Origin of the sequence: Acinetobacter sp. WCHAc060042, from assembly GCF_003231195.1 — a bacterium.
Lineage (GTDB): Bacteria > Pseudomonadota > Gammaproteobacteria > Pseudomonadales > Moraxellaceae > Acinetobacter.
The window spans coordinates 22,827-35,241 of sequence record NZ_QKVN01000024.1 but is presented as its reverse complement, the minus strand read 5'-3'; the positions used below and the strand labels follow the sequence as shown (position 1 = coordinate 35,241).

The following is a 12,415-nucleotide window of genomic DNA, read 5'->3' as shown; positions in this document are numbered from 1 at the left end:
TCTATCTCCTTAACCACGCTTGAGCAGTACTTGACCGCCATGAGTTACTAGAAGGGCTTTTTGAATTTCTTCTTCAGGGTTGAGTGCAAAGTTTTTCTCAGCATCAAACAAGGTGTCAAGGAAATTCAATACATTACGTGCATACAAAGCAGACGCTTCTGTTGCAACTGTAGATGGAATATTTGGAATACCTAAAATGGTCACACCGTTATCAGTGACAACGTTTTCACCATTCTTCGAACCTTCAACGTTACCACCCGTTTCAACCGCCATATCAAGGATGATTGAACCTGGTTTCATTTTGGCAACAGTTTCTGCTTTGATTAAGCGTGGTGCGTCACGACCTGGTAATAGTGCAGTAGTAATCACGATGTCGGCATTCGACACAGCTTTATCTACAATGATGGCTTGATCACGGATATAGTCTTCACCCGGCATCCAACCATAACCATTTTTCGCAGCATCGGCTGCTTTTTGTTGTTCTTCTGCTGACATCGGTACGTCTAACCATTTGCCACCTAAAGACTCAACTTGGTCCTTCGCTGTTGGACGTAAGTCCGTTGCTTCAACCACAGCACCCAAACGTTTTGCAGTTGCAATCGCTTGTAATCCTGCAACGCCGACTCCCATGATCACCACACGTGCAGGTTTTACTGTACCTGCAGCCGTCATCAACATAGGGAACATACGTTGGTATTCAGCAGCAGCCAAAAGCACTGACTTATAACCCGCCAAGTTCGCTTGTGAGGACAACACGTCCATGTTCTGAGCACGAGACAAAGTACGTGGCAATAGCTCTAAAGCAAATGCAGACACGTTTTGCGATGCAAATTGATCAAGTTCAGTGTTGCGGTGCGGATCAAACATGGCAATAACCGATGTATTTGGCGCAAGCTTTTGAATCTCAGCACCCTGAGGGGCACGTACTTTCAAAACGATTTGGCTACCGGTATAGGCATCATCTGTAAGCGTGGCACCAACTTGTTCATAGGCACTGTCAATATAAGCAGCTTTTACACCTGCTCTACGTTCAATGACTACACTGTGACCAGCATTGATCAATTTTTTTACCGTTTCTGGCGTTGCGGCTACACGATTTTCACCAACAACCGTTTCGGCTGGAATTCCGATCTGCATGAGCGTCCCTCAAGCTAATTTTTCTTAAAGTAAACATCACGAGTTAGGCGATGTTTCCCCCAGGATGTTCTTATGAATTTTTGGATTCTAATGAAACTTTTTTAAAATACCACCCACTATTTATTTAATAAATACCCACATACTGAACTCGTGATTCATAAAAAATATTGTGTGATATATCGTTTATTTGCTGAAAATGACATTCAAAATTGATTTATTTCTATTCAGCACTTTCCCCTCATCGCCATTTAGCATAAAAATCGCACTTTTTTTGTACAAGACTGAGTGCTTTAATTCTTCCCTATTGATCTTTTTGACCAATTCACAAATTTAAAGCATCACATTCACATAAAACAAAACCTATCATTCATAGACCTTTTCCACATCTTGTCATGCAAACTTTGCAGACATTGACCCAAGTGACAGTTTCACGGCAATGACTCTGGCTTCAAATTGAATAACATCTATGTTGAATAGATCAAAAATACCCATACTCCAATTTCAGTCAGATGAAAAAGTGTATTTGAAAATGATTCTGTAAAAACCCTAAACAAAATTTGTCCTGTTCAATCTGATTTCAAGCTAGAGTTGACTAACAAAAAACTTTTTTCAATATTTTATGGAGTGATAGTAAAGCCAATTGTGAGTCTGTACTTAAACCTAAATGCACCATAATCGACCACAAAAGCATCTACAAGGTGAATATTTCAACAATTTGATTTGGCTTTTTGCTGATGATTCTGATGAAGAATGATGGAATGCAACAATTACTCACAATTTTTCCCCATCAATTCAGAATTTTTTTCATTTTTCTCGATGTTTTTTGACAGAAAATTAGAAATATCACTTTTTTTTGATTATATCTCAGTAAAGCATATCAAAAGAACATAAGAATGCGAGGTTATTACTCAGCCCTATAGCGATCCACTTGTACTTTATTTTCTGCACCATTTTTATGCTTTTAACCTCGCTTCGTATACAATTTCCCAAACGCTACATCATGATCATTCAACAGTGATGTTGTCGTTGTTTGCTCCTACCTCCCCCAATCAAAGGCTTACTATGAATACTTCCTTCGACATCAGTCGAGATAAATCACTGCTTTGGCTCATGGCAATTGTGTGTGGTTTATGTGCAGGGGCAAACTATTATTGCCAGCCTTTGATTTCATCAATACAACAAAGCCTTCAAGTTCCAGAAGAACAAGTCGCTTTAACAGTAACGTTTGCACAAGTGTCTTATGCACTAGGTTTGCTATTTATTGTGCCTTTAGGCGATATGCTCAATAAAGCCAAGCTTATTCCACTCCTGATGTTTGGTGCATCTGTAGGGCTTTTTATTTGTGCAATATCGACCAACTTAGCGATGCTCTGGATCGGGACAATTATTACAGGGTTATTCTCTGTCGCAGCTCAAGTGCTGATTCCTTTAGCTGCGATGGCAGTCAAACCTGAACGTACTGGCGAAGTGGTTGGTTTTCTCATGAGTGGATTACTGGTCGGCATCTTACTGTCTACCAGTGTGGCAGGCTTACTTTCTGATCTATGGCACTGGAAGATGATTTACATCCTCAGTGGCATTGCCATGTTTGTTCTAGCTTTCATTATGAAAGGAAAGTTGCCGCAACTACCAAAATTTAAAATCACTTATTTCACAATTTTTAAGTCCATGGGAAGCTTACTGAAACAAGAGCCACGCTTGGTGTTTCGTTCAATGACTGGTGGATTTGCTTTTGCTGCCATGAGTATGCTGTTTTCAACCATTGCCCTGCTACTAACCTCTAAGCCATTCGAACTCTCCGATGTATGGGTGGGTATAGTGACCCTTGTTGGCGTTTTTGGGGCACTCTCGACTCAGTTCATTGGGAAATGGGCAGATCGTGGTTATACCCTAGTCCTGACTTGGGCAGGCTGCGCCATTTTGGCCTTGAGTTGGGTGTTTTTATATTTGGGTGCCAGTTCATTGCTCAGCTATGTCCTAGGCTATGCACTAATTAACCTTGGTTTAGCCACCACACATAGTTGTAATCAAAACGTGATTTTTCGTTTGCGGCCAGATGCAAAGTCACGTGTCAACTCAATCTATATGACTTTATATTTTATTGGTGGGGCGTGTGGTTCTGCGCTGGGCGTGTATGCATGGCATCATGGTGGCTGGAGCAGCACCTGTCTGGTCGGAATTTCATTGGTCATCTTGGCCAGTGTCTTTGCACTGATTGACACACTATATAGTAGAAAATATGGTATTGCCTAATACCGATAATCAGACAGCTTGCTTTAAAACTGTCTGATTTTTTATTCGTAAATTAGCTGACCTGTGCCACTGGATAATAGGGTTTCCCGTTATCTAGAGCATCTGCATTTTCCAGTAAAATATAAATCAAAGCAGGCAATAACGCGGATAAAACAAGACATGCGTCTTGGAGTTGCTCTCGGTTTAACGCGCTTTTATAGGAGCAACCACCCTGCATGAACTGATCGTTCAACGTGCATAAACGGCTAAATAAGATCAACAAAATATCTTCTGTATGTTTATTCTCTATGGCTTCTGTGACTTTCTTCTTCTCGTGTCCTCGTTGAGCTTTATACGCCTCTAGGCTAATTGCCTGATTTTGATAGTCCCAATAACTTTGCATACTATACGAACTGTTCAATAGGCGATAAATAGGCTGACTCGACCTCTCCAATAAAATTATCTCAAATTTGTGCTCAACATCATGCTGAAGCATTGTCTGTAAGAACTGGCTCAGATGCTGTTGGTTTTGAAGGGGTTCTAATTCTTGGGCATACAAAGCATGAAAAGAAATCCATAGCGTGATGAACTTTAAATCAAGATCATCATCCAATTGTGTGGCTTTTTTAAACCAGCTTAGACCACGATGAATTCTTAAATTAAAGGCATCAGAATGCACTGCTTTTTTATCCTTAAAGACTTGCTCAAGTACAAACATATTTCCTCCATTTTTTTATTGTTATCGTCTATTTACCATAATCAATTTGAAGTCGAGGCTCAATCAAAAACAAAGATTGATGCGTTCAATAAAAATAGGTTGAAAAAAATGATGCCATATTAATAAAAAAGGCAACTCAGAAAACTGAGCTGCCTTATTCATCCAGAATGCTTTTATTTTTTCGTTACCTGCATATTTTTAATCAGCTCACTAAAATCGAGTGTTGCTGCTTTTTGTACAGGAGGATAATCCATCAAGGATTTAATATGTGATCCAATCAAAGCCTGTAAAGGTTCAGAAATCCATTGTTTACTTTGGATAATTTCAGAACGGTCTCTTACACTATCAAAGGACTCAAATGGATCTTGACGGAGATTGTACATGATGGGGAATTTTTGCTTTTGATAACTATCATAATAATTTTCACTGGTTTCAAAGTGAACTTTCCACTGCTTAATTCGAACAGCGCGCAGTGTTGATTCATGATAATAAAGAAAATTATTGCGCTTGCTTTCCTCTGATTTCTCTGTCCAGTAATCTAAATTATTCACCCCATCAATATATTGCTTACGATTATTTTTCATATCTTCGACAACATTTGGATTACCTGCAATCGTTGCCAATGTCGTGAAAAGATCCATGTTGGCTTGAATACCCGTTCTCACCTGCCCTGCAGGAATATGTCCCGGCCAGCGTACCATTGTCGGGACACGTACCCCACCTTCATAGGTCGTCATTTTTTCACCACGAAATGGTGTCGTGCCACCATGATTTTTTGCGCTGTGTTCAGGACCATTATCGGTGGTATACACAATAATGGTATTGTCCAACACACCCATTTTCTTCATATCATCCAACAATTGACCGACTTGCATATCGTGCTCAATCATCCCGCTGCCATACAAATCATCTTCTGAGGTTGCTTTTGCAGCCAAATAGCGATGAGACGCACGTAAATGCGTATACATGTGCATGCGACTTGGATTCAGCCAAACAAAAAATGGCTTATCCGATTTTTTACTACGTTTCATGAAGTCAACACTGGCTGTAATAAACTCATCGTCTACCGTTTCCATGCGTTTGCGCGTCAATGCCCCTGTATCTTCACATTTTTGCTTCCCCATTTTTCCAAAACGAGAATCTGTAGTTTCATCATCTGTTGAAGAGGCATAGCAGTGTAAAACACCGCGTGTGCCATATTTTTTATGAAATTCTGGATCTTTGGGATAATCAAATTGTTCTGGTTCTTCTTCGGTATTTAAGTGATATAAATTACCAAAGAACTCATCAAAACCATGCACAGTCGGTAAGTGTTCATTACGATCGCCCAAGTGGTTTTTCCCAAACTGACCACTCATATAACCCAAAGGTTTAAGCACTTCTGCCAAGGTTGGGGTCGCAGCTTGAATACCTAGTGGAGAACCTGGACGTCCTACTGTGGTCATGCCTGAACGAATTGGATATTGCCCCGTAATAAATGCTGCACGTCCCGCTGTTGAACTGGGTTGCGCATAATGATCGGTGAACATGATGCCTTCTTTGGCAATTCGATCAATATTGGGCGTGTTATAGCCCATAACGCCATGACTATATGCACTAACATTTGTGAAACCTACGTCATCAGACATAATCACCAAAATATTCGGTGGCTTTGCCATTAGACTCGTTGAAAGTAGTGCTCCACCCAGTACAGCGATTGAACTCGAAATCCTTTTTTTGTGCATATTCTTTTTCCTTTTATAACATTTTGCAAATTTGTCTTTCGCCTGAGCAACATTGACAAAATTCGAGATAAATCCGTTTATTTAAAAGACTATTTTTAGTCTTTATTCGCAGCAAATTTCTTTAGGGTTTAAGCTGTTTCATAATTTCACTTTTGGATAAAAGTGCAGTATGAAAAAAGCGCTTTAAGCCAGAACATAGATAATGTAAACCTGCTTCTCCATCGGGTGTTTTCAAAAAGCGATCTTTGGGACAGTCGCCCCAGCAATATTGTAAATAGGGGCACTGGCGACAGTATTGAGGCAAGCTATTCGACTTCGCATAAGCAAACTTTTTCTGTTCTTCTGAAAAGACTAGATCGCCTTGATGTATCTCTTGAATGTTACCGAGCTTGTATTCGGGATAGACAAAATGGTCACAGGAAAAGAGATCACCGTTATGCTCGATTGCCAGTGATTTCCCGCAAATCTGACCAGAAACACATTTCTGTGCGCCATAGCCAAGCATCATGGACACTATATTTTCAAACTGGTCGACAAATACCCGTCCAAAATCTTTCTTGATCCATTCCCCCCAAACCCGTGAGAGAAAGTAACCCCAGTCATCAGCAACAATAGACCAATCGGTGACAACAGAGTCGTTGGTTCCTGGTTGTGCGGCAGAGCTGCCAAGTATAGGTAAATCATCAAGATTCCAATGCCCAGGCGCAGTGCTTTGGAACTGTGCACTTTCCATTCCCGGAATAAACTGGATCATCCGTGGCTGCACCTGATCACGGATAAAACGATATACATCGTTTGGGCGTTTCGCATTGTCTCGATTCACGACACACAGTGCGTTAAATGGAATCTGGTAGTGATGAAGTAATTCCACGGCATGCATCACTTTGGCATGCGTAGGTTTGCCGCCTTTGTTATAGCGATGTTTGTCATGTAATTCAGCTAGGCCATCAATAGATAAACCAACCAAGAAATTGTGCTGACTCAGAAACTCGCACCATGCCTCATCAAGCAAGGTGCCATTGGTTTGTATGTCATTTTCAATACATTGCTTCGGCTTCTTATATTTATTTTGTAGCTCAACCACACGCTGAAAAAATTCTAACCCCATTAGAGTAGGCTCACCACCCTGCCAGCTAAAAACCACTTCATTACCTGTTTGTGCTTCAATATATTGCTTGATATGCAACTCAAGCATCGACTCCGCCATACGTGGGGTTTTAGGTTGACGCAATAAGTCTTGTTTATGCAGATAGAAACAGTAACTACAGTCCAAGTTACATTGGGCACCGGAGGGTTTGAGCATCACATGATAACGATATGTTTGCCCTTGAAGCTGTATACTTCTTAAAGGTGGAGACTCGGCTTGAGTAGGGATAATGCGCATGCTGATTCTATCCAGATTGTAATCATTGTTTTAATTTATGTGAGAACACCCAGCCCCATAGCAAACCATGCTGACTTGGGGCTAAAAGAATAGGTTCTCGATTCGTCCATGTGATTTAAGTTTGATCGTCCACAAGAATGATACGATCTTCATCGCAATTTAAATTTCACTAAGCACAGCACCAACGCCGCCAGTATCCCCTTTGTATCTAAAACAGTTGATCCAATACACAAGGGACAGAACTTTTATAGTGAGCAATAAAATTGAATTGGCATTAACATCCATGAGAGCCATTAAGATTAAAACTTAACGATAAATTTTCCTGTATTTTCACCTTTAAATAGCTTCATTAAACCTTCAGGCAAAGACTCGAAGCCTTCAACTGTATAGGTTTTATATTGGATTTTGCCTTCTGCGAGATAACGGCCCAACACAGACATAGCCTCGTCTGCAAAAGACGCATAATCCGTTACAATAAAACCTTGTACACACAGGCTTTTTAAATTGATATCTACCCAACTTGGACCCTTTGCAGGCACCTCATGGTCATAATCAGCCAACACGCCACAGACGATGACACGTGCATACAGATTTAACTGATTAAAAATAATTTCTTGGATTGACCCACCCGTATTTTCATAGAAAACATCCACACCTTTTGGCGCAGCAACACGAAGTTGAGCTTCAAAATCCTCCGCTTTATAGTTAAGCGCGGCATCAAAACCCAGCTCTTCAACCAACCATTTACACTTTTCATCAGAGCCAGCAACACCTACGACTCTTAGACCTTCGGCTTTCGCCAATTGCCCGACTAATGAACCGACTGAACCTGCTGCACCTGTCACCACCAAAGTTTCACCCTTTTTAGGTTTTCCAACTTTCATTAAACCTGCATAAGCGGTCAGACCTGTGAAATAAAATAAAGCCAATATGGCCTCTGCTGGTATCGAGGCATCAATCACTTGCATGTCGGCATGACCTAAAACATATTCACTCCATCCAGTGACACCAACGACATGAGTACCGACTGGAAATTGAGCATTCAAGGACTCGACTACCACGTCGACTCCGTAAGAGCGCATGACTTCGCCTATTTGTACTGGCGGTAAATAACTGTCTTCTCTTGGTTGAAGCCAGGTGCGCATAGCAGGATCAAGTGACATATGTGTCTGCTTAACGAGAAACTCACCTTCTTTTAAAGTCGGCTGTGCCAAAGTGACTAGCTCAAAAATATCTGTAGTGATATGTCCTTGCGGATATTTTGATAACGTAAAGGCTTTATAAGTCATGATCTTTCCTACCATCATCCAAATTTGCTTTAACTCACCCTTGTGCAAACATATTTTCTCCATCAATTTAAAATTCAACGGAGCAAAATAAGGACCCGCTTACACAAGGGCATCGTTGGATTCAGAAAGTTATCAAAATTTAAATGCAGAAAAACCACTCTAAAGAATGGTAATTAATCTTTTCTCAAGAAACATGAGCGCTCAACAGTACATTAAACGGCTGTACAGAATAATCATTTACAAGAAAGTAAATAAGTACAGAACAGAACTCAAATTTCACAAAGTATAGGCAGCCCCCCACTAAACGTTGCACTTAGCAAAATGTGCGAATTTTATTTTTATGTTACTATTACATTCTGTTGGAAATTTCTGCGTGAACGTAAAGGCCTCCGCTTTACTCTTTCTTATCTCTCCAAAATTATCTCGAACATTTTTAGAACTCTTCAACGTCATCTGTTGTCGCCAATAAAAAGTTTGGCTTTGGTTTGATGGCTACTCGTTTACAGATAATTTCCTAAACATTTATTTGCATTCCATCTGCTTTAAAGTAACAAAGCCCTTTGTATAAAAAGCAGATAAACACTGATAAAGAGCCTGATTTTTAATGAATACTGACAAAACCATTGAAACCCCTCAATCTCCACGAATCAGTGTTGCGCCGATGATGGATTGGACAATAAATTTAAAATATATATTAAATATCAATAATTTATAAAAATATTAAAATTCCATGGCGTAAAATTGGTGTAAGTTTAATCTTTTGTATCAAAACTTAATCCCTCAACATTCTCACTCCCAAACAATGATTGACGATCTAACGCTCCAGAACCAAATCAGGGATCTGGCTTTAGCGAGTCGGAGCGAACCGACCGATGGTTGGCGTACCGAAGAGCTTGACCCTAAGTTGTGGAACGGTTGGCGTAAAATGATTCAGGGGGACCGGCTAGAAATCGCTGAATACGATCTGACGGCTAAGGTTAGCCAAGGGGACTCTCCTAGTGACAAGCCCGGAGTGGTTGAAGGTCTAAAACAAAGAATAAGGGCTTACAACTTTAGTAAACAAAGGACGTCATCAATAGCAGTGATATAAAAAGTTATCTTTGCCGCCCCGATAAGGCTTTACGGGGCGACTAAGTCTCACCCAACCGACAATTCCGATAGTTTCAGAATAAGCTTTGAGTTTTCTAAGATTGGAATTACTACACCACAGCACGTACTCGAGATACTACAAATAGCTTTTTGGTAGGACCGATACCGAATAAATATCCATAATACATCAGGAGAAACTTTTTTTAATTTTCTGTAACCGGTCATAAATCAGTGGCGGATAATTTGCATGATATTCACCACACTCTGGGCAATGCTCTTGTTTTAGGTACGCTTGATTGTCGAGATCTTGATAAGGAAAAACGCTGAAGAGAAGTTCGTGCTGCATAAGCGTTTTATAAAAACTCTTATGATAAGGTGCAATCTCGCTGTCTTTGATTTTGTCGAAATATAGGTCAACGCTGTTCAAAATGCTCATAATTTCTTTAACCCCGTCGAACCTTAAAATGTCGTCATCTTTGTGAATATCAACATCTAAGCTCTCTAGATCCTCAATGAAACATTTAATCGCTCGCCGGGAATGCAAAAGGATCATTTGCGACTTGCCATCAATCATCTTTTCCTGATCGTAGCTAAAATTTTTAATGTTTCTTTCGACGAACATATAAAGTTCGTGAAGCTGATTCAACTCGTGCCTCAGTTGCTCCTTCGTATATTCCTTTTCGATTTGCTGATGGAGGATGCCATTAGCGTCAATCTGAGCTTTTAACACCAGAAAGAGAAGCACTGAACCCAGAATTTGTAGAAATGGGCTTGAAATACCTCCAAGAACATCTCCTATTTCGCCATAACCTTTCAAATATTGCAGCGGAAGAAGAGGTGCAAACAAAGGGATAAGCAGGCAAGCCGCACCACCAATGACTATGACCCAGAAAGCTATTTTGGTAACAGGAGAGTTATAGATATTCATTTTTACACCTTTTCAGAATTTTCTTTTCTGTACGCGCTAGGAGTTTTGCCAATTTTTTTCTTAAACAACTTTTGAAAGTGTTCATGTGCCGGATACCCAATGGCTTCACTCACTTCGGGAACAGACTTACCGGATTCTTTAAGCAGCTGCTTTGCTTTTTCAAGCCGACAATAGGTTAAATAATCAAGAGGTGTCATGCCTGACAGCTCCTTAAATTTGACGCTGTAGTTCGTACGCGACATCCCCGCAATCCCGGCGAGATCGTCAAGACCCCATTTTTTATCGAGACTATGATGAATAGCTTCCAAGGTTTTGCTGAGTTGCGGATTTTCGATCAGTTTGAAGAATCCAGCATTTTTATTGGATTTGTACATGTGGATTCTTAACGCTTGCACGAAGATAATTTCGGTCAGCTTTCTGACTAACGTGTTGCTTCCAGGAAGCCCTGATTTTGCTTCCTGCTCTATAATACTTAAAAGCATGGCAAGCCAAGGCGAGTGGGAGTTATCAGCACTCTTGATATGCACGACATTTGGCAGCGAATTTAAGAATGGATGATCGGGTCCGCCATTAAAACAAAAATGTCCGCAAACGACGTTGGCTTTGAGCTTGCTCTGATCACCGTATTCCAAAACTTGAGCTTCGGTGAGGTTGGCTTTAGCTCTAAATTCGACCGCAGGCTCGGCCTTGATTTTTGGTGCACTGGCCATGGTGTGCTCCATCCCTTTGAAAAAGATCAAAATATCGCCCTGCTCCGCCAATGCTTTAAGTTTAAGTTTTGGCACCTCATACCAAAACTCGCCATGAGTCACGATGTGAAATCTCGCTAGATTCTCTTCCCGCGGGAGGCTGATGCCCCAGTCTCCCGCAAATGAGGTTCTATACCAGTAGCTGCTAGTAAGCTCTACCTTATCTAAAATTTCACTGAGAACATCCATATATAGCTCCTACGTAAACTGTCCAATAGGTCATGTTATACGAACTATTGAACATATTATATCTATTTTACATGCTGTAAAGTCAGTCTAATCAGTAAGTGGATGAAAACTAAGGAGGCTTTATGAAACTAGATTATGTGATCGTTGCCGGAGGGTGTTTTTGGGGTCTCGAAGACCTCCTTAGAAATCAGGACGGCGTGACGTCAACGAAGGTGTGTAGTGGCACTGAAATGGCGACTGCGCAAGACGTGAAGATGAGCTGTCTGATAGCAACGGATTATCAAGCAGAACCTTCTTAAATACAATTTATTCCACGCCAATACAGCGTGCTGTCTTTCAAATCACTAGGAGAAATTTATGTCACGTTTGAACACCCCTACCACAATCGACGCCGCGCCTACTGCTACCCATACCTCACTCAAGGCTGTGGAAAAACAACTGGGCCGCGTTCCTAACATGTTCCGCGTCGTTGCCAACAGCCCTGCTGCGCTGACTGGCTACCTGCAATTGAGCGCAGCATCAGCACAGGGCGGCTTGGGTACAGCGACTCTTGAGCGTATTGCCCTAGCCGTCGCTGAGATCAACGGCTGCGATTATTGCCTTGCTGCCCATTCCTTCCTAGGCCGTAAGGTGGCCAAGCTTGATGATGCTGAACTCACTGCCAACCGCAGCGGTGCATCAAATGACCCTAAGGCCGACGCAGCCGTGCGTTTTGCTGCCGCCGTAGTCCGCCAGCGCGGGCAAGTCAGCAATGACCAGGTCCAAGCGGTGCTGAACGCTGGCTACAGTGATGCACATGTAGTGGATATTCTGTTGGCTGTTGCCCTGAACACTTTCACTAACTACGTTAACGAAGTGACACAGACCGAGGTCGACTTCCCGGCCGTTCAACCACTAGGCATTGATGTCTAATCCATTGGTGCTCAACTACAGCAATTACCTAAGTTAGGTTCGACTCGAGTAAACATATAGTTTT

The 12,415-nt window shown here is 41.3% G+C and carries 10 protein-coding genes; 3 read left to right on the top strand and 7 right to left on the bottom strand.

Translation table 11 applies throughout. The annotated features are described in order from the left end of the window. Positions 1 to 9: 9 nt before the first annotated feature. A complete protein-coding gene (locus DPG01_RS11640) occupies positions 10 to 1,137 on the bottom strand; it encodes a Re/Si-specific NAD(P)(+) transhydrogenase subunit alpha (RefSeq protein WP_086209873.1) in 1,128 nt (375 codons plus the stop codon). A gap of 1,062 nt (positions 1,138 to 2,199) precedes the next feature. Between DPG01_RS11640 and DPG01_RS11630 the strand changes: the two genes are divergently transcribed. Further along, a complete protein-coding gene (locus DPG01_RS11630; RefSeq protein WP_086209874.1) occupies positions 2,200 to 3,390 on the top strand; it encodes an MFS transporter in 1,191 nt (396 codons plus the stop codon). A gap of 52 nt (positions 3,391 to 3,442) precedes the next feature. On the opposite strand, the gene DPG01_RS11625 is transcribed toward DPG01_RS11630, so the two are convergent. The 6 genes from DPG01_RS11625 to DPG01_RS11595 form a co-directional block, all read right to left on the bottom strand. Further along, positions 3,443 to 4,087, bottom strand: coding sequence for a HEPN domain-containing protein (locus DPG01_RS11625; protein ID WP_110975205.1), 645 nt, complete (start codon positions 4,085 to 4,087; stop codon positions 3,443 to 3,445). A gap of 173 nt (positions 4,088 to 4,260) precedes the next feature. Next, complete coding sequence (locus tag DPG01_RS11620) at positions 4,261 to 5,811, bottom strand: arylsulfatase (protein ID WP_171327397.1); 1,551 nt, start codon at positions 5,809 to 5,811, stop codon at positions 4,261 to 4,263. A 121-nt stretch (positions 5,812 to 5,932) separates the two neighbouring features. Then, positions 5,933 to 7,195, bottom strand: a complete 1,263-nt coding sequence (locus DPG01_RS11615) for an anaerobic sulfatase maturase (protein WP_110975203.1) — start codon at positions 7,193 to 7,195, stop codon at positions 5,933 to 5,935. A gap of 299 nt (positions 7,196 to 7,494) precedes the next feature. Next, positions 7,495 to 8,484 carry an NADP-dependent oxidoreductase gene (locus DPG01_RS11610; protein WP_110975221.1) on the bottom strand — a complete coding sequence of 330 codons (990 nt, stop codon included), beginning with the start codon at positions 8,482 to 8,484 and terminating at the stop codon, positions 7,495 to 7,497. 1,276 nt (positions 8,485 to 9,760) lie between these two features. Further along, positions 9,761 to 10,501 carry a hypothetical protein gene (locus DPG01_RS11600; protein WP_005403709.1) on the bottom strand — a complete coding sequence of 247 codons (741 nt, stop codon included), beginning with the start codon at positions 10,499 to 10,501 and terminating at the stop codon, positions 9,761 to 9,763. 2 nt (positions 10,502 to 10,503) lie between these two features. Beyond that, positions 10,504 to 11,439, bottom strand: coding sequence for an AraC family transcriptional regulator (locus tag DPG01_RS11595; protein ID WP_110975202.1), 936 nt, complete (start codon positions 11,437 to 11,439; stop codon positions 10,504 to 10,506). Positions 11,440 to 11,561: 122 nt separating this feature from the next. Between DPG01_RS11595 and DPG01_RS18920 the strand changes: the two genes are divergently transcribed. Both DPG01_RS18920 and DPG01_RS11585 read left to right on the top strand, forming a co-directional pair. Beyond that, positions 11,562 to 11,738, top strand: coding sequence for a peptide-methionine (S)-S-oxide reductase (locus DPG01_RS18920; RefSeq protein WP_005006244.1), 177 nt, complete (start codon positions 11,562 to 11,564; stop codon positions 11,736 to 11,738). A 58-nt stretch (positions 11,739 to 11,796) separates the two neighbouring features. Then, positions 11,797 to 12,351: a carboxymuconolactone decarboxylase family protein gene (locus tag DPG01_RS11585; protein ID WP_000088799.1), complete on the top strand. Its 555-nt coding sequence runs from the start codon at positions 11,797 to 11,799 to the stop codon at positions 12,349 to 12,351. Positions 12,352 to 12,415 lie beyond the last annotated feature (64 nt).

Excerpts from the sequence above, each read along its gene's own strand:
- DPG01_RS11640 (WP_086209873.1), bottom strand. The coding sequence starts at position 1,137 with ATGCAGATCGGAATTCCAGCCGAAACGGTTGTTGGTGAAAATCGTGTA.
- DPG01_RS11630 (WP_086209874.1), top strand. The coding sequence starts at position 2,200 with ATGAATACTTCCTTCGACATCAGTCGAGATAAATCACTGCTTTGGCTC.
- DPG01_RS11625 (WP_110975205.1), bottom strand. The coding sequence starts at position 4,087 with ATGTTTGTACTTGAGCAAGTCTTTAAGGATAAAAAAGCAGTGCATTCT.
- DPG01_RS11620 (WP_171327397.1), bottom strand. The coding sequence starts at position 5,811 with ATGCACAAAAAAAGGATTTCGAGTTCAATCGCTGTACTGGGTGGAGCA.
- DPG01_RS11615 (WP_110975203.1), bottom strand. The coding sequence starts at position 7,195 with ATGCGCATTATCCCTACTCAAGCCGAGTCTCCACCTTTAAGAAGTATA.
- DPG01_RS11610 (WP_110975221.1), bottom strand. The coding sequence starts at position 8,484 with ATGACTTATAAAGCCTTTACGTTATCAAAATATCCGCAAGGACATATC.
- DPG01_RS11600 (WP_005403709.1), bottom strand. The coding sequence starts at position 10,501 with ATGAATATCTATAACTCTCCTGTTACCAAAATAGCTTTCTGGGTCATA.
- DPG01_RS11595 (WP_110975202.1), bottom strand. The coding sequence starts at position 11,439 with ATGGATGTTCTCAGTGAAATTTTAGATAAGGTAGAGCTTACTAGCAGC.
- DPG01_RS18920 (WP_005006244.1), top strand. The coding sequence starts at position 11,562 with ATGAAACTAGATTATGTGATCGTTGCCGGAGGGTGTTTTTGGGGTCTC.
- DPG01_RS11585 (WP_000088799.1), top strand. The coding sequence starts at position 11,797 with ATGTCACGTTTGAACACCCCTACCACAATCGACGCCGCGCCTACTGCT.